The organism is Citrobacter sp. Cb023 (assembly GCF_030336805.1).
In the GTDB taxonomy this organism is placed as follows: Bacteria; Pseudomonadota; Gammaproteobacteria; order Enterobacterales; family Enterobacteriaceae; genus Citrobacter; species Citrobacter braakii.
Genome location: NZ_JAOWCV010000025.1, coordinates 54,845 through 76,999, shown reverse-complemented (window position 1 = coordinate 76,999; position 22,155 = coordinate 54,845). Strand labels below are relative to the sequence as shown.

Sequence of the window (22,155 nt, the reverse complement as noted above, 5' to 3'; positions counted from 1 at the left end):
AAATCCTCTTAGCAGGTACGCAGCCAGGCCAGTGACTGACGGTACGCTTCCGGCAGGTTCTCTGCCCGTACACGCCCTTCGTACACGACGTAACCCTGATAATTATCTTCACGCAACTGATCAAACAGCGCAGTGAAATCCAGCGTACCGCTCCCCGGCTGATAACGATGGTTATCCGCAATATGGACGTGTCCCAGCAGATCGCGATTGTCATGCAGCGCCTGAGCCATATCGTCTTCTTCGATATTCATATGGTAAAAATCACCAATGATTTGCACATGCTTCAGGTTGTTTTCCACGATATAGCGACGGGCATCCGCCAGGGTGTTGATCATATGATCCTGATAGCGATTAAGCGGCTCCAGATACACCACCGTCCCCGTACGCTCGGCAACTTTATCGAGATAAATCAATGAATCACTTACTGCTTTACGATCGCCTGCCAGGCTGCGCGGAGAGGTCATCGGCGGTAAGCGGAAGGTAAACATGCCCCATGCAGCGGGTACAATAATGCCCTGCCCACCGACTTCGGCCAGCGCTTCGAGAATGCGGGTAATCTGCTGTAAGCCATTCAAACGACGCTCTTCGATAAAATCACCGATCCAACCGTCATATCCTCCACAGGCGGTGGTGACGGGCAGGCCTGTTTCTTTGATTGCCGCTTTCACTTCTGCCAGGTTGTTAACCAGCAGCTTGCCGTCAATTTCAAAACCGTCAAACCCCATCTCTTTGATGTAACGGAATTTCTCGAGAATATTTTCCGGAAAAAAAGCCTGGTTCTGTGTTCCAATTTTCATCTTCTGCATTCCTTAATTAAAACGTCACGCCCATTTTGATGCTCTTTTCCGGATGGCGATCGACATACTGCATATAGCTTTCCGGGCTGCTGGCAAATGTCACTACCGGGTCAATAAGTTCTTCACAGTTCAGGTAACCGTTCATCAACAGTTCCCAACAGGTCTCCTCAATACGCTTGCGACTCCAGCGCGGATAATCTGGATTTGGCTCACTGCAGGCACGGGAGAAGACAATTTTGGCGTTGTTGAAGTGCGCTTCACGCCCCAGGTTGAAGCCTTCAGCAAAAGGTTTCGCGAAAGCGACATAGGAGATGGTTCCACCATAGGCCAGACCGCGTAACGCCGATTGCAACGCATCCGCATAGCCGCTGGTTTCGATAATCACATCCGCGCCCTGCTTGCCGGTCAGCTTCTTAATTTCCATGCCGACATCGGTGCCAATAGGATTCAGACAGAAATCCGCGCCATGGCGACGCGCGATATCGCAACGATGGGCAATCGGATCCACGCCAATGACCACCGAGGCTCCCGCTTTCTTAGCCAGTTGGACGGCAATCTGGCCAATCGCCCCTAAGCCGACGATGACAACAAAGTCGCCGACACGCACATTGGCGTCGCGCACGCCACTCATGGCGAACTGTGCCGGGTCATAGCACACGGCATTTTTCCACGAACTACCTTCCGGCATTTTGCGCAGTTTGTAGTTGTTTACCGCATTAAAGAAAACCGTTTCTGCCAGTGGGCCGTAGCCGCAAACTGAATCGCCAACGGCGTATTCGGTCACATCGCTGCCACACTCAATAACATCGCCCACCACCATGTTGCCAAGCTGGAACTTGCCGAATTCAATCCCGCGCGGCGCCCCTTCCGGACGCGGCATGAACATTTGCCATTCGCCGTTAAAATCTTCGTCAATAAACGGACTGGCAGCGCGAAAATCGACCACTTCCGTGCCATGTTTTGGCGCACCAAAGCGAACGCGAACTTTCACTTCATTGGCGGATACAGCTCTGTCTTCATATTCCACCAGCGCCGCAACACGCGGTTCTGTGGCAACTAACTTCTTCATTTACAACTCCTTAATTAAACTGGCCGCTTAGCCTTTCACGCCGCCTGCGGTCAAACCACTTTTAATAAAACGTTCGGAAAGCGCATACATAATGACGACCGGCAATGCGGTGACTAACGATGCCGCCATCATGCGTCCCCAGATATAGTCAGGCGTACTGAACAGCGCGTTCAGACCGACCGGTAAGGTAAAATTGCTGGCGCTGGAGAGGAAAATCGAGGCAAACAGATAGTCATTCCACGCCACCATAAAGCAGTACACAAAGACCGAAACCAGACCGGACATCGCCAACGGCACGGTAATGCGAAAGATGATCTGCAGACGGTTCAATCCATCCATCATCGCGGCTTCTTCTATTTCATCCGGAATGGTGTCGAAGTAGCTTTTCAGCATGAACACCGCGGTCGGCAGCGTCTGGGTGACCATGGTGATAATCAACGCCATTTCGGTGTCATAGATGCCAAGTGCCGTAATGATTTTGAATAGCGGCACCACCAGCAGGATCCCCGAAAACATGTACACCGTGTAAAAGCTGGCATTGATGGTCATTCGCCCCTTAAAACGCAGGCGGGAAAGCGCATACGCTCCGAGTACGCCGAGAAATACCGCCACCACCGAAGAAGTGACCGATACCACCAGGCTATTACGGAAGTAGTCAACAAACGGGAAAATCATCGGGTTGAAGATGTCGATGTAATGTTCCAGCGTCCATTGCTGCGGTAACAACGTCGGATGCAGCGAGATCGCCTCTTTGGCGCTTTTAAATGAGGTCATCAGCATCACAAAAAATGGGAATAGCGTGATGCCCAGGAAGACAATTAATCCACAGTAAAAGCCGATGCGGCCAAGTGTGCGCTTATTTGTTGCCATTGAGGTTCACCCGTTTTCTGGTCAGCAGGATAACAGCGAAAATAATGACGAAGAGGACGACAGAAATAGCGGCCGCTTTGCCTAGGTCGTTAAATGCAAACGCTGTTTTATAGAGATAGACCCCGAGAATATCGACTTTAGTGGTCAGCAGATAAACATCGGCGAACATGTAAAACATCCAGATCGTGCGCAGCGTGACCACGGTTGCCAGCACCGGCATAATCGCTGGCAGCGTGACGATACGAAACCGTTGCCAGGCATTCGCGCCGTCCATTTCTGCCGCCTCATACAACGATTTATCAATCGTCTGTAAAATCGCCAGAAACGAGATAAAGGCATACGGGAAGTAGCGCCAGATGGCGAACAGCACGACCAGCGCGAAGCTACTGCCGGGATTGTCGAACCACAGCGGCGCCTGATCGTAGAGATGCAACAGATCCACGCCGAGGTAGTTCACAATGCCGTAGCCGTTGTTGAACATGTATTTCCAGGCAAACACCAGCGAAATTGATGGCGTCACGTAAGAGAGGATGACCAGTGAGCGCGCCGTTTTCCGCAGACGAAACTCACGGTTAAAAAACATCGCTACGCCCAGCCCCAGTACCGTGCTTCCTGCCACAACCAGCGCGGTATACCAGACCGTCATCCACAGCGAATGCCAGAATCCGGGATCGGATAAGATACGGATATAGTTGCTTAGCCCGACAAACGTAGACTCAATTTGCGGATTCAGCGGCAGTCGCATAAAGCTGATTTCGATGTTTGATATCATCGGCCACGCCACTAAACCGCCCAGCAACAGCAAGCTGGGCGCCAGCAGCAGCATGGCGAATGGCATATCAGATCGACCTGAAAAGAACTTATTCATCACGGCTTTCCATTTCCCCATTAGCGCTGTTCAACGAGGTCATCCAGTTTTTTCTGGCTCGCTTCAATCGTGGTGACGAGGTCGGCTTTGCCTACCGTCACGTTGTGCACCATTGAGCTCACAACACCGGAGCCTGTGACGTCACCCATGCGGGTGAAGTTCTTATCGCCGACGGCGCCAAACACCTGGATATTCGGCAGTTCGGCAATTAGCTGATCGGGTAATTCACCCAGCGCTTTGATGACAGTGTTATCTTTCCACGTCGGGGTATTCACCACCGCTTTGTTAACCGGCAGCGCCGCCCCTGGCGACATCATGACCCAGTCCGCGATGTTGTCGGCCTGCTCCATAAAGGTGACAAATTTCTCTGCCGCTTCTGTCTCTTCAGACTTTTGACCCGCGGTAATGGTTAACGACGTCAGCATGCCGTAAACAGCAGAGTTTTTTTCCGTCGGCACCATAAAGCCCACATTTTTAGGATCGCCCTCTTTAATCACCGCCGGGAGGATATAGGTGGAATAAATCGCCATCGGCGCCGTGCCGTTCATGAACGCGTCTTTGACTTCCATGATGTCGTTTGAGCCCGGCATGGTGTTCATTGCCAATTGGCGGTAATACTGCAGCGCCTGCGCCATTTCAGGTGTGTTGAGCGTTATCTTTCCTTGCGCATCAAAAACGTTGGCCTGGTTTGAGAGCGCGAACTGGGAAAATGACTGTTCGGTCAAAACGCTTTCCGCCGTGGGTAGCGCAATACCATATTTCTTACTACCAGGATTGTTTAGCTTCTGCGCCACGCTCAGCAGTTGTTGCCAGTCTTTTGGCTCTTCCAGCCCAGCTTTTGCCAGCACATCTTTGCGATACCAGATCCCGCCAATCCAGGCGCTAACCGGAACCCCGGTCCAGGCGGTACCGTCTTCAGTGCGCACAATACGCAGCACGCCATCATAAAAAGTACCTTCACCTACAGCGTTGATGACCTGCGCAACGGCTTTACGATCGATAAGTGATTCTTTATCCATAACTTTCGCGTAGTCATGGCTGGTTTCAATGACTTCAGGCAGTGAACCGCTCCGCGCCAGGGTAATGACCTTGGTGTTGTACGCATCTTCTTCTACAGGAACCTGTTTGACACTGATCCCCGGGTTCTCTTTTTCAAAACGCTCAATCAGTTTTGCAATAACCGCCTGCCGCTCCTGTTCAACAGAAGAGTGCATAAATTCAATCGCAACAGAGGACGTTTTATCATCCTTACACCCGGAAACCAGGGCGCAGGAAACCAGTGCTGAAATCAGCACAATTTTAGTTTTAAGCATGAAATGTTCCTTTTTATTACTTAACCCACATGACCTGCCAGGCGTTCAACGTTAATTCTTTACCTGAAATAGTTTTACCGCTAATCAAATCAAATCCATTTTCAACATCAATACTAATGGTTTGCGTATGACCGCTGACATTAAATAATCCGGTAATTTTTTCGCCAGTTTCCGCCGTACGTTTAATTTGCATTACAGCCGGTGTAACACTGCTAATCTGAAAATCACTATCAGGGTGAAATGCTTTATTACTACGACGTATTACAATTAATCGGGATAATTCATGATAAATAGCGTGGCGCAAACTGGTTTCATCTGCCAGCTCCGTTTCGATTTGGCTTATTTGATATTTTTTGCGGTTGATCGCACGGTTATAACCTAGCACCTCGACACCTTTATAATCATTGCGTGACCCAAGAATGCTTTGAATGTAAACCGCAGGTACACCCGGAAAACTCAGCAAAATGGCATGTGCGAGAATAAAGCGGGAAAAACGTTCGGCATCACTACAATTGCCTGGCGTTAGTGCGTCCATATATGTGACGTTAATTTCATACGGACTGCGACTACCATCAGGGTTATTTTTCCAGTTAACCAGCGCGCCTTCCTGTTGTAATTCCGTCACCAGGCGCACGATCTCGTCTTCAGGTAACAAACCACGTAATGGGTTGAGACCAATACCGTCATGCGATGCGAGGAAATTAAACCAGGTGGTCTCACTGGACGGCAGTTCCAGTGATTGCGCCCACTGGCACAAGGTTGAGGTATCCTGGCGTTGTACCGCATGCAGCACCAGCGGCGGTAACGAGAACTGGTACACCATATGCGCTTCATCACGGCCATTTCCGTAGTAGGACACATTATCCTTATGCGGAACGTTTGTTTCAGTAATAATCGCCGTACCAGGCGCCGCGCAGTCAGCAATAGCGCGAAATAGTTTGATAAGCTGATGCGTTTTTTCCAGGTGAATACAGGTCGTTCCAGGCTCTTTCCACATAAAGCCAACCGCATCCAGGCGGACATAATCAGCGCCCTGCTCAAGATAACTCAATAGCACATCGACCATCGCCAGTAACACTATCGGGTTGGCATAGTTGAGATCGATCTGGTCGTCGCTGAACGTCGTCCATAAATAGCGTACGGTGTTATCTTTCAGCGTAAAAGGCGTCAGTAACGGTAAGGCGCGTGGACGCGTTACGTTGCTCAGGTCCGTATCAGGATCCATCGCAATAAAGAAATCTTCATAACCGTCAAGCTGTTGCAAATAGTTATTAAACCATTCGCTTTTCGCTGACATATGGTTACAAACAAAATCAAACATCAGTCGACTGGATTTACCCAATTGCTTAATATCATTCCAGTCACCGGTTTCTTCAGCAACCTGATGGTAATTAATTACGGAAAAACCATCATCCGATGACCACGGATAAAACGGCAACAGATGCACATGAGAAAATGTCGACTTAAGCCATTCATTATAAAATTGATTAAACATCGGCAGTGGTTTTTTGCCTGCCCCGTGGAATTGATCGGCGTAGGTAATAAGAACTACATCGCCCTCGTCCCAATGCGCTTTACGGATTTTTTTAATTAATCCCTGTGATTTCTCTAAACGTGCAATCAGCGCTTCATAGTGGCATGAAGTAAACGTATCACCATAAACTTCTGCCAGGCATTTTTGGATTTTTTGGTTCACCTTCAATTCTCGTGGTAGCGGTCCCATGAGTCAAGAGACTACTCTGCGGGAAATAAGCTGTCAATCGGCTGAGGTGGCCAGGAGGGGGATAATAAAAGAATTTTGGCAGCCAAAAAATCGTATTTGTGAGCTGCCGCAAATTAACAGAGGGAATGTTGATTAATTGTTGCTTGCTTTTGCTGATTCGGATATCAGGGTTGATTACCTGAATAGCGTTTCGATAATTTTGCCGCTGCCCGACTCAAAACCGGCTCCAGGACCAACGCCAGCAGCATTTTAAGCGGGCGTCGAGCGACGGACTTCACCGCCCACCCTGCTACCCCCGCCGGGCCGTAACGAAGCGCAGTTAAAAGCACCAGCTTACCTGCTATTTTAAAGCCCGGCTTAACCCTTTGCCCGGCACGTTGCCAGCGATTGTTCATTTCTATCCTCACAATTGGCGGAAACGGCTGCGCAATGAAAAGGTATCAGACGTGACATAACGCTCCATTTCACGCAAACGCTTTTCACTTGCCGCCAGCTCGCGATCGACGGCATCCAACAGCTCGCCGCTTGATGGCTGCTGCTCACCGGAAACCACATTGTCCGGCATCGGGTCCAACACAAACGTCAGCACGATGTAAGCGACGAAGGTGAAAAAGGCCAGACCAAAAAAGACGGACAACACCACCAGGATCCGTACCAGCTTCACAGGCACATCGAGGTAATGCGCAATACCTGCGCAAACCCCCTTCACCATGCCCTGTTGCGGAATACGCCACAGTTTTTTGTTCAGATTAACGCCTCCCATTAGCGGTCCCTCCAGTTTGGATGTTCAGCATCAAGGATGTCTTCCAGCGCCTGAATGCGCTCGCGCATCCGCTGTGCGTCATCGTTGAGTTCTACCAGACGTTGCTGTTCACTTTGCGCCAGTTCGCCACGACTGGAACGGTTGCTGTAATGCAGCCAGAGCCAAATCGGTAAAACGAACAACACAAAGATGGTTAATGGGATAGCCAGAAATAGCGCGCTCATGAGTACTCCTTACAGGTGATGAGCGGCGGCGCGTTCGGGCGCCGCCAGATGTTATTATTGCTTATCTTGCTGCATTTTGGCTTTAAGTTGCGCCAGCTGCTCGCTGATTTCATCATCTGCTTTCAGGTCAGCAAATTGCTGATCCAGAGACTGCTGTTTACCGAAGTTATGGCTTTCGGCCTCAGCTTCCATCTGATCGATACGACGCTCGAAAGATTCAAAGCGTGCCATCGCTTCATCCAGCTTACCGCTGTCCAGTTGACGACGAACATCACGCGAAGAGCTCGCAGCCTGATGGCGCAGCATCAATGCCTGCTGACGAGCACGGGTTTCACTGAGTTTATTTTCCAGCTCACCGATCTCTTTTTTCATTCGCGCCAGCGTATCGTCAACCAGCGTCACCTCATGCTCCAGAGAAGCAATCAGATCAGTCAGTTTCTGTTTTTCGATTAAGGCAGAACGCGCCAAATCTTCTTTCTCTTTACGCAGCGCCAGCTCGGCTTTTTCTTGCCACTCTGCCTGTTGTGCGCTGGCCAGTTCGATACGGCGAGATAATTGTTTCTTTTCTGCCAGAGCGCGTGCGGAGTTTGAGCGCACCTCAACCAGCGTGTCTTCCATTTCCTGGATCATTAACCGCACCAGTTTCTGCGGATCTTCAGCCTTTTCCAGCAACGCATTAATGTTGGCGTTCACGATGTCGGCAAAACGAGAAAAAATACCCATAATGTAATCCTCACTTACTGTTCTGATATCGGGCTATGCCCTGCTGTTTTCGTAATGCACTTGGCGTGCCAACTTTTTAACTAATTGATTTTAATGTAAATATCCAATTTTACCTGACGGGAGAATTAGGGTAAATTGGTGAATAACACTAACAAGTGGTGAATTTCATCATGGCAGGATACAAAGACAATATTCTGGGCGAAGCGAACAGCTTTATTGAAGTGCTGGAACAGGTTTCTCATCTGGCGCCGCTGGATAAACCTGTACTGGTTATCGGTGAGCGAGGTACGGGGAAAGAGCTTATTGCCAACCGCCTGCACTACCTCTCCAGCCGTTGGCAGGGCCCATTTATTTCGCTTAACTGCGCGGCCCTCAACGAGAACTTACTTGATTCCGAACTGTTTGGTCACGAAGCCGGTGCGTTTACCGGTGCACAAAAACGCCATCCTGGACGTTTCGAACGCGCCGACGGCGGCACGCTGTTTCTTGATGAACTGGCGACCGCGCCAATGTTGGTACAGGAAAAACTGCTGCGCGTAATTGAGTATGGCGAGCTGGAACGCGTCGGCGGCAGCCAGCCCTTGCAGGTTAACGTGCGTCTGGTCTGCGCGACCAATGCCGACCTGCCACGTATGGTCAGCGAAGGCACTTTCCGCGCGGACCTGCTGGATCGTCTGGCCTTTGACGTGGTGCAACTTCCCCCACTACGCGAGCGTCAAAGCGACATCATGTTAATGGCCGAACACTTTGCCATTCAGATGTGCCGCGAGATCGGGTTACCGCTTTTTCCGGGATTCAGCGCCGAGGCCAGAGAAACCCTCCTCCATTACCGTTGGCCGGGTAATATTCGTGAACTGAAAAACGTCGTGGAGCGCTCCGTTTACCGGCACGGTACCAGCGATTACCCGCTGGATGAGATCATCATTGACCCCTTCCGCCGCCACGTTGCGCAGCCACAGGCAGCACCACCAAAGCAGACATCTGTAGCATTACCGCTGGATCTGCGTGAATTCCAGCAGCAACAAGAGAAAGACTTTCTACAAACCAGCTTGCAGCAGGCGAAATTTAATCAGAAAAAAGCCGCTGAGTTACTGGGTCTGACTTACCATCAGCTACGCGCGTTGCTTAAGAAACACCAGATTTAGCGCGCCTCTGCCAACGTTATATTGGAGGGTTTGACGCTTTATTGTCAGCACTCGTCCATTAAAGTCACTTTCCCCTCTGACTTTTCGACTCACGGAGCATAAACGTCAGAGGGTCCCTGTCCCCCCATCAGAGCACCAAACCTGGCCGGATGTATAACTGTTCTCTTCAGCGGCCAAAGTGACATAAAGCGGCGCAATTTCCACTGGTTGACCCGGACGACCCAGCGGTGCATTTGCCCCAAACTTCTCCACTTTTTCCTGTGGCTGACCGCCACAGCATTGCAGTACAGTCCAGTATGGGCCTGGCGCTACGGCATTAACCCGTATCCCTTTCGGTGCCAGCTGTTTCGCCAGCGATTTAGTAAATGCCACGATCGCCGCTTTGGTCTGAGCATAGTCAAGCAGGATTTCACTAGGCTCATAAGCCTGTACCGAGGAGGTATTAATTATCACGCTGTCTCGTGAAAGATGGGGGATAGCCGCTTTGGTGATCCAAAACATAGCGTAGACATTAGTCTTGAATGTGGCATCGAAATCTTCTGTGGTGAGCGCCTCAATAGACTCGCAAAATTGCTGACGACCCGCATTATTGACGAGGATATCCAACCCACCCAGCCCTATTACCGCCTGTTTAACCAGTTGGCCGCAAAAAGTTTCATCTCGAATATCTCCGGGGATAGCCACGACATTTCTGCCTGCTTTTTTTATCAAGTCGACCACTTCACGCGCATCGTCTTCTTCATCAGGTAAATAGTTGATCGCAACATCAGCGCCTTCACGGGCATAAGCGATGGCAACAGCACGGCCAATCCCTGAATCCCCCCCGGTAATTAATACCTTGCGCCCATTCAATCGACCGCTTCCCTGATAGCTCTCCTCTCCATGATCGGGACGCGGTTGCATTTTTCCGGCCAGCCCTGGGAAGGGTTGCTTCTGCTGTGGAAAAGGCGGTGCCGGAAAACGCGCAGAATGAGTTTTATTGATGGTCTTTTTTTCATTGTTTAAGTCAGCCATTTAAATACCTCTCATTTTTTATCACAAAGATTATTAAGCGTAGACCAAAATGAGTGGCATGACCTTTGTAATTCACCGCAATTTAATATTTCGCGTAATATCACCTCTACCGATACACTAATCACCGTATCGCGCTTTCGAGTATTTTATGAGATTAACCCCTGCTTAACCCATAGCACTTAAATCCATATATATCAATGAGATATATAAATAAAACCTTAACAGGCCAGACAATTTTATTGAGTAACGAGATACCACTCAGAAGCGAGAGGTTAATAGAGTCCTATGCAATTGTTTTTCCTGTATTCATCTACCTACGTCGCCTCGCTTATATTTTACCAACGTTATGATTCAATACTCGTTATCATTTAAGAATTATCCAACAATCAGCATAAATAAATAGCAACCAAATTTAACATCTCAGCCCTATCGAAATGGAGAACGAATGAAATTATCCATACCGCCATTATGAGATTATTTTTTATATTTCACTTTCCCCGCGATATTGCTGATGCTCTCTCCTGGCGGTCATGGTCACTTTCCCCCACGTCCCCCTCACATTTTTCTGTCAGCCAGCGAATCCCGCGTTTTAACGAGTCAGATGGGTCATGAAAATGCTAAGATAGTTAACAGAGTAAATTCAAAGTGGATAGCGGGTATGAAGGGTGACCCTGTCGCGATGTTGAATTCGCGGTTATCACCTGTGCGGTCCCCAAACACAAACGGTAATGGCAAATGTCATTAAATATTAGTAAGATAGCCTCTTTATTTATAATCCTTTAAAATTATGCGCCTGGTTTTATCATCTCTGATCGTGATGGCTGGATTTCTGAGTGGTCAGGCTGCTGCCGCGCCTGAACAGGCTTCGCATGCTGATATTCGTGACAGCGGCTTTGTCTATTGCGTTAGCGGGCAGGTCAATACGTTTAACCCGCAAAAAGCGAGCAGCGGTCTTATCGTCGACACCCTGGCAGCCCAGCTGTATGACCGACTACTCGATGTCGATCCGTACACCTATCGACTGGTGCCTGAGCTGGCTGAAAGCTGGGAGGTGCTGGATAACGGCGCAACCTACCGCTTCCATCTGCGTCGTGACGTCCAGTTTCAGAAGACGGCCTGGTTCACCCCCACCCGCAAACTGAATGCAGACGACGTGGTGTTTACCTTCGAGCGCATCTTTGATCGCCAGCATCCGTGGCACAATGTAAACGGTAGCAGTTTCCCCTACTTCGACAGCCTACAGTTCGCCGATAACGTCCAAAGCGTACGCAAGCTGGACAACAACACCGTTGAGTTCCGCTTAACTCAGCCCGACGCCTCCTTCATGTGGCACCTCGCCACGCATTATGCCTCCGTGATGTCAGCAGAATATGCGGCTAAATTGGCAAAACAGGATCGTCAGGAGTTGCTCGACAGACAACCCGTCGGCACCGGACCGTACCAGCTTTCGGAGAATCGCGCAGGGCAATATGTTCGACTGCAGCGCCATGAAAAATTCTGGCGTGGTACTCCTCTGATGCCGCAGGTGGTTGTGGACCTCGGTTCTGGCGGCACCGGACGTCTATCGAAACTCCTGACCGGTGAGTGTGATGTTCTGGCCTGGCCTGCCGCCAGTCAGCTCAGCATTTTGCGTGATGACCCGCGCCTGCGTCTGACCCTGCGCCCGGGGATGAACATCGCCTATCTGGCATTCAATACCAATAAACCACCGATGGATAATCCCGCCGTGCGGCATGCGCTGGCGCTGGCCATTAATAACCAACGGCTGATGCAGTCCATCTACTACGGGACGGCGGAAACCGCAGCATCTATTTTGCCTCGCGCCTCGTGGGCTTATGACAACGAAGCTAAAATTACAGAGTACAATCCGGCAAAATCGCGCGAGCAGTTAAAAGCATTGGGGCTGGAGAACCTGACATTACAGCTTTGGGTACCCACCAGTTCTCAGGCCTGGAACCCCAGTCCACTGAAAACCGCCGAGCTGATTCAGGCTGACATGGCTCAGGTGGGTGTAAAAGTTAAAATCATTCCGGTAGAAGGTCGTTTTCAGGAGGCGCGATTAATGGATATGAACCATGATCTAACGTTATCCGGTTGGGCGACGGACAGTAACGATCCTGACAGTTTTTTCCGACCGTTGCTAAGCTGCGCCGCCATCAACTCGCAGACTAACTTCGCCCACTGGTGTAATCCGGAATTTGACAGCGTTCTGCGCAAGGCCCTCTCTTCGCAGCAACTCTCATCGCGAATTGATGCCTATGACGAAGCGCAAAATATTCTCGCGAAAGAGTTACCGATTCTGCCGCTGGCCTCTTCACTGCGTCTGCAGGCTTATCGTTACGATATCAAAGGACTGGTGCTGAGTCCGTTCGGCAATGCATCTTTTGCCGGGGTTTCCAGGGAAAAGAAAGATGAGGTGAAAAAGCCATGATTATCTTCACCCTGCGTCGTTTTTTATTGCTGCTGGTCACCCTCTTCTTCCTGACCTTTATTGGATTCAGCCTGAGCTACTTCACGCCTCATGCGCCGTTACAGGGTGCATCGCTGTGGAACGCCTGGGTATTCTGGTTCAATGGCCTCATTCACTGGGATTTTGGTGTATCCAGTATTAACGGCCAGTTGATTTCAGAACAGTTGAAGGAGGTGTTCCCGGCGACGATGGAACTGTGCATTCTGGCCTTTGGTTTTGCGCTGATGGTTGGGATCCCCGTTGGTATGCTGGCAGGGATCACGCGGAACAAATGGCAGGACCGCTGCATCAGCGCCTTAGCGTTGATGGGCTTTTCCATTCCGGTTTTTTGGCTGGCGCTGTTGCTAACGTTGCTCTTCTCACTGACTCTCGGCTGGCTTCCCGTTTCGGGACGCTTTGATCTTCTCTATGAAGTGAAGCCCGTTACCGGATTTGCCATTATTGATGCGTGGATCTCCGACTCGCCCTGGCGCGATGAAATGCTGGTCAGCGCAATCCGTCACATGGTGCTTCCGGTGTTGACGCTTTCCGTCGCCCCTACCACGGAAGTTATTCGCCTGATGCGAATCAGCACCATTGAGGTCTTTGATCAAAACTATGTTAAAGCGGCCGCCACGCGCGGTCTGTCACGCTTAACCATTCTGCGCCGTCACGTTCTGCACAACGCCCTTCCGCCGGTGATCCCGCGTCTGGGCTTACAGTTTTCCACCATGCTGACGCTGGCGATGATCACCGAGATGGTCTTTAGCTGGCCAGGTCTTGGCCGTTGGCTGATTAACGCAATTCGCCAGCAGGATTACGCGGCAATTTCGGCGGGCGTCATGGTGATTGGCTCACTGGTTATCATCGTTAACGTCATCTCTGATATTTTGGGTGCTATGGCTAACCCTCTGAAACATAAGGAATGGTATGCCTTACGATAGCGTCTACAGCGAAAAGCGCCCGCCGGGTACGTTGCGCACCGCATGGCGCAATTTTTACGGCGATGCGACTGCGATGATCGGCCTGTATGGCTGCGCAGGATTGGCGATTCTGTGTATTTTTGGTGGTTGGTTTGCCCCTTATGGCATCGACCAGCAATTTCTCGGCTATCAGCTTTTACCGCCGTCATGGTCGCGCTATGGCGAAGTCTCATTTTTCCTCGGAACTGACGATCTCGGGCGTGACGTGTTAAGTCGCCTGCTCAGCGGCGCGGCCCCGACCGTTGGCGGCGCGTTTGTCGTTACCCTCGCCGCCACACTATGTGGCCTGTTACTGGGCGTGGTTGCCGGTGCAACGCACGGTTTGCGCTCCGCGGTGCTGAACCACATTCTGGACACCCTGCTCTCGATCCCTTCGCTGCTGCTGGCAATTATTGTGGTGGCCTTTGCCGGACCGCATCTGACACACGCGATGTTTGCCGTCTGGCTGGCGCTGCTGCCGCGCATGGTACGCTCCGTCTACAGCATGGTGCATGACGAGCTGGAAAAAGAGTACGTTATCGCCGCTCGCCTGGACGGCGCAACCACGCTCAATATCCTGTGGTTCGCCGTTCTGCCCAATATTACCGCCGGACTTATCACTGAAATCACCCGTGCGCTGTCGATGGCGATTCTGGACATCGCCGCGCTGGGTTTTCTCGACCTTGGCGCACAGTTGCCGTCACCAGAATGGGGAGCCATGCTTGGCGACGCGCTGGAGCTGATTTATGTCGCACCCTGGACGGTTATGCTGCCAGGTGCGGCGATTATGATAAGCGTGCTGCTGGTTAACCTGCTGGGAGATGGCGTGCGCCGGGCAATTATTGCGGGGGTGGAATAATGCCATTACTGGATATCCGCAACCTGACCATTGAATTCAGAACCGGCGACGACTGGGTGAAGGCGGTTGACCGCGTCAGCATGACCCTCAATGAAGGTGAAATCCGCGGACTGGTTGGTGAATCTGGATCGGGCAAGAGCCTGATCGCCAAGGCCATTTGCGGCGTCGCTAAAGATAACTGGCGCGTAACCGCAGACCGCATGCGCTTTGATGATATCGATCTGTTGCGCCTTTCCGCGCGTGAACGACGCAAGCTGGTCGGCCATAACGTTTCCATGATCTTTCAGGAACCGCAATCGTGTCTCGATCCGTCTGAGCGCATTGGACGACAACTGATGCAAAATATTCCGGCATGGACTTATAAAGGCCGCTGGTGGCAGCGTATCGGCTGGCGTAAACGCCGCGCGATTGAACTCCTGCACCGCGTCGGGATAAAAGATCATAAAGATGCGATGCGCAGCTTCCCGTATGAACTGACCGACGGCGAATGCCAGAAGGTGATGATCGCAATCGCCCTGGCTAATCAGCCGCGTTTACTGATTGCCGACGAACCAACGAACGCGATGGAGCCAACCACTCAGGCGCAAATTTTCCGCCTGCTGACCCGGCTGAACCAAAACAGCAATACCACCATTTTGCTGATCAGCCATGACCTGCAAATGCTCAGCCAGTGGGCTGACAAAATTAACGTGATGTACTGTGGGCAAACGGTGGAAACTGCGCCCAGTAAAGAGCTGGTGACTATTCCGCATCATCCTTATACCCAAGCGTTGATTCGCGCCATTCCTGATTTTGGTAGCGCAATGCCGCACAAAAGCCGCCTGAATACCATGCCAGGAGCCATTCCATTGCTGGAACAATTACCTATCGGCTGTCGTCTGGGGCCGCGCTGCCCTTATGCTCAGCGCGAATGTATCGAAACCCCAAGACTGACCGGAGCAAAGAATCATCTCTACGCCTGTCATTTCCCGCTGAACATGGAGAGAGAGTGAGATGGTAGAAACCCTGCTCGAAGTTCGTAATCTGAGCAAAACCTTTCGCTACCGGACGGGCTTATTCCGCCGTCAGACCGTTGAGGCCGTTAAGCCCCTGAGCTTTACCCTGCGCGAGCGTCAGACGCTCGCCGTCATAGGTGAAAATGGTTCCGGTAAATCTACGCTGGCGAAGATGCTGGCCGGTATGATTGAGCCCACCAGCGGTGAGCTGCTGATTGACGATCACCCGTTAAAATATGGTGATTATTCATTCCGTAGTCAGCGTATCCGTATGATTTTCCAGGATCCGTCAACGTCGCTTAACCCACGGCAACGTATTTCGCAGATCCTCGATTTTCCGCTACGTCTGAACACCGACCTCGAGCCTGAACAGCGCCGCAAACAGATCATCGAGACCATGCGGATGGTCGGTCTGTTGCCTGACCATGTGAGTTATTACCCGCATATGCTGGCTCCGGGACAAAAACAGCGTCTGGGCCTTGCCCGAGCGCTCATTTTGCGCCCCAAAGTCATTATCGCCGACGAAGCCCTGGCCTCTCTGGACATGTCGATGCGTTCGCAGCTCATCAATCTGATGCTGGAATTACAGGAAAAACAGGGGATTTCATATATCTATGTGACTCAGCACATCGGCATGATGAAGCACATCAGCGATCAGGTATTAGTCATGCACCAGGGTGAAGTGGTTGAACGCGGCAGTACAGCAGATGTTCTGGCCTCGCCGTTGCATGAGCTGACCCGTCGCCTGATCGCCGGTCATTTCGGCGAAGCGCTTACCGCTGACGCATGGCGTAAAGATCGCTAGCAGATGCAGCCCTCCTCAACCGGAGGGCAATTTTGCAATCAGTGACAAACATTTGGTAAGAGCAGTGTATCAACCTCGCTAAACGCGACCGAAGGGAAAAGGGATCCCTGCATCACCCAAACACCAGCCGCGCCTACTTCGTCGATAAGCTGTTTGGTTTCCACGCCCTCCACCGCAATGCGGTCGCAATATTCGCGGATGTTTTTAATTAGCACCGGGAACATCGGTTTTTCAGCCTGATCCAGGAAAAAACCACGATCCAACTTCACCACATCAAAACGACCGCAAACCAGCGGACTGGCCCCAATGCTGCCGGAGCCCAGATCGCCCAGCCATAATGCGTTTGGACCGTCGCAAAGTGAATTAATCAGCAGATTATTCAGACATACGGTATTCGTCAGAAAACGCTCTGAAAGTTCCAGGGCGACAAAAGGCATGGCATGTAGCGCCGATTTAACGCTCGGGTCGCCAATTGCCAGCAGCGCCATTTCATCAATGAGGTTCAGAGTACAGAAAAGGTTGTGGCTCTCAAACCAATTACGCTTTTCGGCAATTAATCGAATTTGCTCGAGCATGAAATTACGTTTTTGTTCGCTATTCCACGCTGAAATGATGAACTCTGGATGTATCGGCGAAACCGTATCTGAAGCAAACCGGACGCTCATCTCAACACCCAGTAACGTATCAGTTGTGTCTCTCATCGGTTCCGCGATGAAATGATAGTGCATAAGACCACTCCAATTGATCATAACTTCCTGATAATGCACTTTTAATCACAATCAATCAATAATAACGATCAATGTATCAATATCGATCGATAAAAACAATATATCATAACGAACTGAATACCGTCATATTTTTTGTTTTAAGAAAGTTCCTACATTGCTATGTTTTAAAACATAAGCTAGCAGTTAATAATACCATTGAGATGCCTTTAAAGCCTTGTATTTTCTCCATCCCCCCGCGCTTCGCAGAATGAATGAGACTTAACCAGCGAAAGTGTTATAACCCTCATGTGTAATGAAAAGTGATTATCAGTAAGGGATGATAACTATTCTACAAGGCACAAAGAGTGGGATATAATTGCTGCCCCATTTCGAAACACCTTCAAATTGTGATCATAACTCATTGATTGCTAAAAATAAGCAATGACCATAAGGATTAAAGCTATGGGTTTTCTTTCCGGTAAGCGCATTCTGGTAACGGGTCTTGCCAGCAAACTGTCCATCGCCTGGGGTATCGCTCAGGCCATGCATCGCGAAGGGGCTGAACTGGCGTTCACCTACCAGAATGACAAACTAAAAGGCCGCGTCGAAGAATTTGCAGCTCAACTGGGTTCCAGCATCGTACTGCAGTGTGATGTGGCGGAAGACGCCAGCATTGATGCAATGTTTACCGAACTGGGCAAAGCCTGGCCGAAATTCGACGGTTTCGTGCACTCCATTGGTTTTGCGCCCGCAGACCAACTGGATGGCGACTATGTGAATGCAGTCACCCGCGAAGGCTTCAAAATTGCTCATGACATCAGTGCTTACAGCTTTGTGGCGATGGCAAAAGCCTGCCGTTCCATGCTGAACCCAGGCTCAGCGCTGCTGACGCTATCCTATCTGGGCGCAGAGCGCGCCATCCCTAACTACAACGTGATGGGCCTGGCAAAAGCCTCACTGGAAGCGAACGTCCGCTATATGGCTAATGCGATGGGTCCTGAAGGCGTGCGTGTGAACGCTATTTCCGCCGGTCCTATCCGTACACTCGCCGCTTCCGGCATTAAAGATTTCCGTAAAATGCTGGCGCATTGTGAAGCGGTTACGCCGATTCGCCGCACTGTAACCATTGAAGATGTGGGCAACTCCGCAGCATTTTTGTGCTCCGATCTTGCTGCCGGCATCTCTGGTGAAGTCGTTCACGTCGATGGTGGCTTCAGTATCGCGGCAATGAACGAGCTGGAACTGAAATAATCGTAAGTCTTCTATGGGCGGTCTTGCCCCGCCCATGACTCTCCTCTGCCCGCCGCCATATATACTTTTCTGATATTTATTATCACGGAACAATCTTTCATCCCCTCTTCTGCTTACGTCAGGATATTGCAGCGCAAACGATCCGGCGTAGTAGTAGACGACGTGTCCGGGTCGCCACTTTTTAGACCAAGGACCGCCCATGGAACAACGCCGAATTGAAGGCAAAAGCCACTGGTATCATGAGACGCAATCCAGCAAGCATCCGCAAGATATTCTGCCGCTGGTGCCGGAAGCCGCTCATGTCGACGACAGCTTTTTACTGGATCTGGCGATACCTGATGACGCCCTTTTGCCTTTTCAATCCTGGTTAACCCCTGCCCGTAAACTTGCCCAGGTTCTCTTCCCGGTTCACGTAAACCTGAATCAGATGCACACATTCAGCGCCTATGAGCGGATGAGTACGGCGCTAACCGTCGCTCAGGTGTATGGCGTCCAGCGATTGTGCAATCACTATGCCGCGCGGTTAACACCGCTTCCTGGTCCTGACTCGTCACGGGAAAGTAACCATCGGCTGGCGCAAATCACCCAATATGCTCGCCAACTTGCCAGCTCTCCTGACGTGATAGGCGCACGCGATCGCCAGCATCTGGATGCGGTCGGGCTGACCACCAGCGATAGTATTTTGATGAATCAAATTATCGGCTTCGTCGGTTTTCAGGCCCGGACCGTGGCCCTGTTTCAGGCCTGGTTTGGACATCCGGTACGCCGAATACCGGGGCTGGATATACAGCAATTCGCTCACGCTTCGCCATTTAGTGCAACAAACGCTACCTGGCACGCTGCGCCATTCCCAATCGAAAAATATCCTGCTCAGGACGAGACGACGGCCAGACATTTTCCCGATGAGCTGCAAGCGTTGGTGCCATTACTGATTCATTCACCGGTCATTTTAGATTTATTCACGACACTGATTTCCAGTACCCGGTGCAGCGCTGTACCGGTGCGGGCATTTTCACTGGCGGCGCTAATGACGTCACGGATTAACGGCAGCGTGGCCTGCTTTAATGAACAGGCACATACAGCCAATGAATTAGCCAACGTTATCGCCCTGCTTCGCCAGGAGGAACGTGAATTACAGCGTTGGGAACAGCGACATCCGGTTGAGCGCGTCACCCTGCAGGCGGTACAATGGCTAACCCGAGCGCCCGACCGTTTTAGCGCCGCGCTGTTAACCCCTTTGTTCGATCAGGGCATCTCTTCTGAACAAGCGATTAACCTGCTGGCCTGGAGCGGATTGTGCGGATGGTTGAATCGCTTGAAAATCGCGCTGGGCGAGACTTATTAACCGATCCACTTACTGAAAGAGCGCTTGCCGCAACTGAGAGAATCGCGTAAAACTGTCAGCCGCTCTTTTAGCCACGAAAATAGACAATTATGCTTCAGGACAACCCGCTGCTAGCGCAGCTTAAACAGCAACTGCATTCCCAGACGCCACGTGCTGAAGGGGTGGTAAAAGCCACGGAAAAAGGCTTTGGCTTCCTGGAAGTCGATGCACAAAAAAGCTATTTCATTCCACCGCCGCAGATGAAAAAAGTGATGCATGGCGACCGCATTGTTGCGGTTATCCATACAGAAAAAGATCGTGAATCTGCCGAGCCGGAAGAACTGATCGAACCCTTCCTGACGCGCTTCGTGGGTAAAGTTCAGGGCAAAAATGATCGTCTGTCCATTGTGCCGGATCATCCGTTACTGAAAGAAGCGATCCCTTGCCGTGCCGCCCGCGGCGTTGAGCACGATTTTAAAGAAGGTGACTGGGCCGTCGCTGAAATGCGTCGCCACCCGCTGAAAGGCGATCGCACCTTCTATGCCGAGTTAACCCAATTTATCACTTTTGCTGATGACCACTTTGTCCCGTGGTGGGTCACGCTGGCACGCCATAATCTCGAAAAAGAAGCGCCGGACGGTGTGGCAACTGAGATGCTGGATGAAGGTCTGGTTCGTCAGGACTTAACCGCCCTCAACTTTGTCACCATCGACAGCGCCAGCACCGAAGATATGGACGATGCGCTGTATGCTGAAGAGCTGGCCGACGGCAAACTGCAATTAACTGTCGCCATTGCCGACCCTACGGCCTGGATTGCAGAAGGCAGCAAGCTGGATAAAACAGCAAAAATTCGCGCGTTTACTAACTATCTGCCGGGGTTCAATATCCCGATGCTACCACGCGAACTGTCTGACGATCTGTGCTCTTTACGCGCGAACGAAGTGCGTCCGGTTCTGGCTTGTCGTATGACCATCGCCGCGGATGGCGCGATTGAAGACAACATCACCTTCTTCGCAGCGACGATTGAGTCGAAAGCGAAGCTGGTCTACGACAACGTCTCCGACTGGCTGGAAGGCGCCGGCGACTGGCAGCCTGCAAATGACGCGATTGCTGAACAAATCCGTCTGCTACACCGTATTTGCCTGAGCCGCGGTGAATGGCGTCATAACCATGCTCTGGTATTTAAAGATCGCCCGGATTACCGTTTTGTTCTTGGTGAAAAAGGTGAAGTCCTGGACATCGTCGCAGAGCCACGCCGCATCGCAAACCGTATCGTGGAAGAATCCATGATTGCGGCAAACATTTGCGCCGCCCGCGTGCTTCGCGACAAGCTCGGCTTCGGTATTTATAACGTCCATATGGGATTCGACCCGGCCAACGCCGACGCTCTGGCCGCGCTGCTAAAAACCCATGGTATGCACGTTGATGCCGAGGAAGTCCTGACGCTGGAAGGTTTCTGCAAACTGCGCCGCGAGCTGGATGCGCAGCCTTCTGGTTTCCTCGACAGCCGAATTCGCCGTTTCCAGTCTTACGCTGAAATCAGTATCGAGCCAGGGCCGCACTTTGGGCTGGGTCTGGAGGCTTATGCCACCTGGACCTCTCCTATTCGAAAATATGGCGATATGATTAACCACCGCCTGCTTAAGGCCGTCATCAAAGGTGAAACCATCGCCCGCCCTGGGGATGATACCACGGTGCAAATGGCGGAACGTCGTCGCCTGAACCGGATGGCTGAGCGCGATGTGGGCGACTGGTTATATGCCCGTTTCCTGAGTGACAAAGCCGGGACCGATACCCGCTTTGCGGCCGAGATAATTGACGTTAGCCGCGGCGGTATGCGCGTACGTTTAGTTGATAATGGCGCAGTCGCATTTATTCCTGCCCCATTCCTGCACGCCGTTCGGGACGAGCTGGTATGCAGCCAGGAAAGCGGCACGGTGCAAATTAAAGGTGAAGTGGTTTACAAAGTCACGGATGTGATTGACGTAACCATCGCCGAAGTTCGCATGGAAACCCGCAGCGTTATCGCGCGTCCAGCCGCGTAACTCGTATCAATCCAGCGACCTTTCTCATTTTGTGAAAGGTCGTTTCTTTTTTCCGCCCAAATTCCCACCACCGCACTACACTTCTTTCATTCGGTCAATTTTATTTTTTTACTTTTTTCAGTTCCGCTGGCTTTGCTTTTTACGGATTCTGGATTAAACATAAATATATAAAAAAAACAATACGTTCAGCCATAATCACCCCGAATGAATCATGGCTACCCATACTTTTGAGGCTCTATGCGCTTTAAA

21 protein-coding genes are annotated in these 22,155 nt (G+C 51.1%); 9 read left to right on the top strand and 12 right to left on the bottom strand.

From position 1 onward, the window contains the following. Positions 1-8: 8 nt before the first annotated feature. The 10 genes from ycjR to pspA form a co-directional block, all read right to left on the bottom strand. Complete coding sequence (gene ycjR / locus OGW44_RS01685; RefSeq protein WP_016156634.1) at positions 9-797, bottom strand: 3-dehydro-D-guloside 4-epimerase; 789 nt, start codon at positions 795-797, stop codon at positions 9-11. Between the two features lie 16 nt (positions 798-813). Continuing rightward, positions 814-1,866, bottom strand: coding sequence for a D-guloside 3-dehydrogenase (ycjQ, locus tag OGW44_RS01680; RefSeq protein WP_016153224.1), 1,053 nt, complete (start codon positions 1,864-1,866; stop codon positions 814-816). Between the two features lie 27 nt (positions 1,867-1,893). Further along, positions 1,894-2,736, bottom strand: coding sequence for a carbohydrate ABC transporter permease (locus OGW44_RS01675; protein ID WP_003020474.1), 843 nt, complete (start codon positions 2,734-2,736; stop codon positions 1,894-1,896). Further along, positions 2,723-3,604 (bottom strand): carbohydrate ABC transporter permease, encoded by an 882-nt coding sequence (locus OGW44_RS01670; protein ID WP_003840754.1) that lies wholly within the window; start codon positions 3,602-3,604, stop codon positions 2,723-2,725. The genes OGW44_RS01675 and OGW44_RS01670 overlap by 14 nt, the downstream gene beginning before the upstream one ends. 20 nt (positions 3,605-3,624) lie before the next feature. Further along, positions 3,625-4,917: an ABC transporter substrate-binding protein gene (locus OGW44_RS01665; RefSeq protein ID WP_019076863.1), complete on the bottom strand. Its 1,293-nt coding sequence runs from the start codon at positions 4,915-4,917 to the stop codon at positions 3,625-3,627. Between the two features lie 16 nt (positions 4,918-4,933). Continuing rightward, positions 4,934-6,640 carry a sugar phosphorylase gene (locus OGW44_RS01660; RefSeq protein WP_137352000.1) on the bottom strand — a complete coding sequence of 569 codons (1,707 nt, stop codon included), beginning with the start codon at positions 6,638-6,640 and terminating at the stop codon, positions 4,934-4,936. Between the two features lie 164 nt (positions 6,641-6,804). After that, on the bottom strand, positions 6,805-7,035 hold the full coding sequence (gene pspD / locus OGW44_RS01655) for a phage shock protein PspD (protein WP_003833267.1): 231 nt from the start codon (positions 7,033-7,035) through the stop codon (positions 6,805-6,807). A gap of 8 nt (positions 7,036-7,043) precedes the next feature. Continuing rightward, positions 7,044-7,403, bottom strand: a complete 360-nt coding sequence (gene pspC / locus OGW44_RS01650) for an envelope stress response membrane protein PspC (RefSeq protein ID WP_003020497.1) — start codon at positions 7,401-7,403, stop codon at positions 7,044-7,046. Continuing rightward, positions 7,403-7,627, bottom strand: a complete 225-nt coding sequence (gene pspB / locus OGW44_RS01645; protein WP_016153227.1) for an envelope stress response membrane protein PspB — start codon at positions 7,625-7,627, stop codon at positions 7,403-7,405. Before pspB ends, pspC begins: the two co-directional genes overlap by 1 nt. Before the next feature lie 54 nt (positions 7,628-7,681). After that, positions 7,682-8,350, bottom strand: a complete 669-nt coding sequence (pspA, locus tag OGW44_RS01640; RefSeq protein ID WP_016153228.1) for a phage shock protein PspA — start codon at positions 8,348-8,350, stop codon at positions 7,682-7,684. A 155-nt stretch (positions 8,351-8,505) separates the two neighbouring features. Here pspA and pspF point away from each other — a divergent pair, with 155 nt between their 5' ends. Further along, entirely contained in the window at positions 8,506-9,495 is a 990-nt protein-coding gene (pspF, locus tag OGW44_RS01635; RefSeq protein ID WP_029139556.1) for a phage shock protein operon transcriptional activator, read from the top strand. A gap of 105 nt (positions 9,496-9,600) precedes the next feature. Here the strand turns inward: pspF and OGW44_RS01630 are convergent, their stop codons facing one another. Beyond that, positions 9,601-10,509: an SDR family oxidoreductase gene (locus OGW44_RS01630; RefSeq protein ID WP_049041200.1), complete on the bottom strand. Its 909-nt coding sequence runs from the start codon at positions 10,507-10,509 to the stop codon at positions 9,601-9,603. A 787-nt stretch (positions 10,510-11,296) separates the two neighbouring features. Between OGW44_RS01630 and sapA the strand changes: the two genes are divergently transcribed. From sapA to sapF, 5 genes are read left to right on the top strand one after another with little or no spacing between them, the layout of a single operon-like run. After that, complete coding sequence (gene sapA, locus OGW44_RS01625) at positions 11,297-12,940, top strand: ABC transporter substrate-binding protein SapA (RefSeq protein ID WP_016153232.1); 1,644 nt, start codon at positions 11,297-11,299, stop codon at positions 12,938-12,940. Continuing rightward, positions 12,937-13,902, top strand: coding sequence for a peptide ABC transporter permease SapB (gene sapB / locus OGW44_RS01620; RefSeq protein WP_003020545.1), 966 nt, complete (start codon positions 12,937-12,939; stop codon positions 13,900-13,902). Before sapA ends, sapB begins: the two co-directional genes overlap by 4 nt. Then, positions 13,889-14,779, top strand: coding sequence for a peptide ABC transporter permease SapC (gene sapC / locus OGW44_RS01615; protein ID WP_016156640.1), 891 nt, complete (start codon positions 13,889-13,891; stop codon positions 14,777-14,779). The genes sapB and sapC overlap by 14 nt, the downstream gene beginning before the upstream one ends. Then, positions 14,779-15,771: a peptide ABC transporter ATP-binding protein SapD gene (gene sapD, locus OGW44_RS01610; protein WP_016153234.1), complete on the top strand. Its 993-nt coding sequence runs from the start codon at positions 14,779-14,781 to the stop codon at positions 15,769-15,771. Before sapC ends, sapD begins: the two co-directional genes overlap by 1 nt. Position 15,772: 1 nt before the next feature. Continuing rightward, positions 15,773-16,579, top strand: a complete 807-nt coding sequence (gene sapF, locus OGW44_RS01605) for a peptide ABC transporter ATP-binding protein SapF (protein WP_016153235.1) — start codon at positions 15,773-15,775, stop codon at positions 16,577-16,579. 38 nt (positions 16,580-16,617) lie between these two features. Here the strand turns inward: sapF and OGW44_RS01600 are convergent, their stop codons facing one another. Continuing rightward, a complete protein-coding gene (locus OGW44_RS01600) occupies positions 16,618-17,307 on the bottom strand; it encodes an EAL domain-containing protein (RefSeq protein WP_047500365.1) in 690 nt (229 codons plus the stop codon). A 441-nt stretch (positions 17,308-17,748) separates the two neighbouring features. On the opposite strand from OGW44_RS01600, the gene fabI reads away from it, so the two are divergent. The 3 genes from fabI to OGW44_RS01585 all read left to right on the top strand — a co-directional run bounded on the left by fabI (position 17,749) and on the right by OGW44_RS01585 (position 21,906). Then, positions 17,749-18,537 (top strand): enoyl-ACP reductase FabI, encoded by a 789-nt coding sequence (fabI, locus tag OGW44_RS01595; RefSeq protein WP_047417281.1) that lies wholly within the window; start codon positions 17,749-17,751, stop codon positions 18,535-18,537. A 199-nt stretch (positions 18,538-18,736) separates the two neighbouring features. Beyond that, entirely contained in the window at positions 18,737-19,882 is a 1,146-nt protein-coding gene (locus tag OGW44_RS01590) for a carboxymuconolactone decarboxylase family protein (RefSeq protein WP_049269480.1), read from the top strand. An 89-nt stretch (positions 19,883-19,971) separates the two neighbouring features. After that, the gene (locus OGW44_RS01585; protein ID WP_047417275.1) at positions 19,972-21,906 is read left to right on the top strand and encodes an exoribonuclease II; all 1,935 of its coding nucleotides are present in this window, start codon (positions 19,972-19,974) and stop codon (positions 21,904-21,906) included. The last annotated feature ends 249 nt before the right edge of the window (positions 21,907-22,155 follow it).

Excerpts from the sequence above, each read along its gene's own strand:
- sapB (WP_003020545.1), top strand. The coding sequence starts at position 12,937 with ATGATTATCTTCACCCTGCGTCGTTTTTTATTGCTGCTGGTCACCCTC.
- OGW44_RS01590 (WP_049269480.1), top strand. The coding sequence starts at position 18,737 with ATGGAACAACGCCGAATTGAAGGCAAAAGCCACTGGTATCATGAGACG.
- pspD (WP_003833267.1), bottom strand. The coding sequence starts at position 7,035 with ATGAACAATCGCTGGCAACGTGCCGGGCAAAGGGTTAAGCCGGGCTTT.
- OGW44_RS01665 (WP_019076863.1), bottom strand. The coding sequence starts at position 4,917 with ATGCTTAAAACTAAAATTGTGCTGATTTCAGCACTGGTTTCCTGCGCC.
- fabI (WP_047417281.1), top strand. The coding sequence starts at position 17,749 with ATGGGTTTTCTTTCCGGTAAGCGCATTCTGGTAACGGGTCTTGCCAGC.
- pspB (WP_016153227.1), bottom strand. The coding sequence starts at position 7,627 with ATGAGCGCGCTATTTCTGGCTATCCCATTAACCATCTTTGTGTTGTTC.
- OGW44_RS01600 (WP_047500365.1), bottom strand. The coding sequence starts at position 17,307 with ATGCACTATCATTTCATCGCGGAACCGATGAGAGACACAACTGATACG.
- ycjR (WP_016156634.1), bottom strand. The coding sequence starts at position 797 with ATGAAAATTGGAACACAGAACCAGGCTTTTTTTCCGGAAAATATTCTC.
- sapD (WP_016153234.1), top strand. The coding sequence starts at position 14,779 with ATGCCATTACTGGATATCCGCAACCTGACCATTGAATTCAGAACCGGC.
- OGW44_RS01630 (WP_049041200.1), bottom strand. The coding sequence starts at position 10,509 with ATGGCTGACTTAAACAATGAAAAAAAGACCATCAATAAAACTCATTCT.
- sapA (WP_016153232.1), top strand. The coding sequence starts at position 11,297 with ATGCGCCTGGTTTTATCATCTCTGATCGTGATGGCTGGATTTCTGAGT.
- ycjQ (WP_016153224.1), bottom strand. The coding sequence starts at position 1,866 with ATGAAGAAGTTAGTTGCCACAGAACCGCGTGTTGCGGCGCTGGTGGAA.
- sapF (WP_016153235.1), top strand. The coding sequence starts at position 15,773 with ATGGTAGAAACCCTGCTCGAAGTTCGTAATCTGAGCAAAACCTTTCGC.
- OGW44_RS01585 (WP_047417275.1), top strand. The coding sequence starts at position 19,972 with ATGCTTCAGGACAACCCGCTGCTAGCGCAGCTTAAACAGCAACTGCAT.
- sapC (WP_016156640.1), top strand. The coding sequence starts at position 13,889 with ATGCCTTACGATAGCGTCTACAGCGAAAAGCGCCCGCCGGGTACGTTG.
- pspC (WP_003020497.1), bottom strand. The coding sequence starts at position 7,403 with ATGGGAGGCGTTAATCTGAACAAAAAACTGTGGCGTATTCCGCAACAG.
- OGW44_RS01670 (WP_003840754.1), bottom strand. The coding sequence starts at position 3,604 with ATGAATAAGTTCTTTTCAGGTCGATCTGATATGCCATTCGCCATGCTG.
- OGW44_RS01660 (WP_137352000.1), bottom strand. The coding sequence starts at position 6,640 with ATGGGACCGCTACCACGAGAATTGAAGGTGAACCAAAAAATCCAAAAA.
- pspA (WP_016153228.1), bottom strand. The coding sequence starts at position 8,350 with ATGGGTATTTTTTCTCGTTTTGCCGACATCGTGAACGCCAACATTAAT.
- OGW44_RS01675 (WP_003020474.1), bottom strand. The coding sequence starts at position 2,736 with ATGGCAACAAATAAGCGCACACTTGGCCGCATCGGCTTTTACTGTGGA.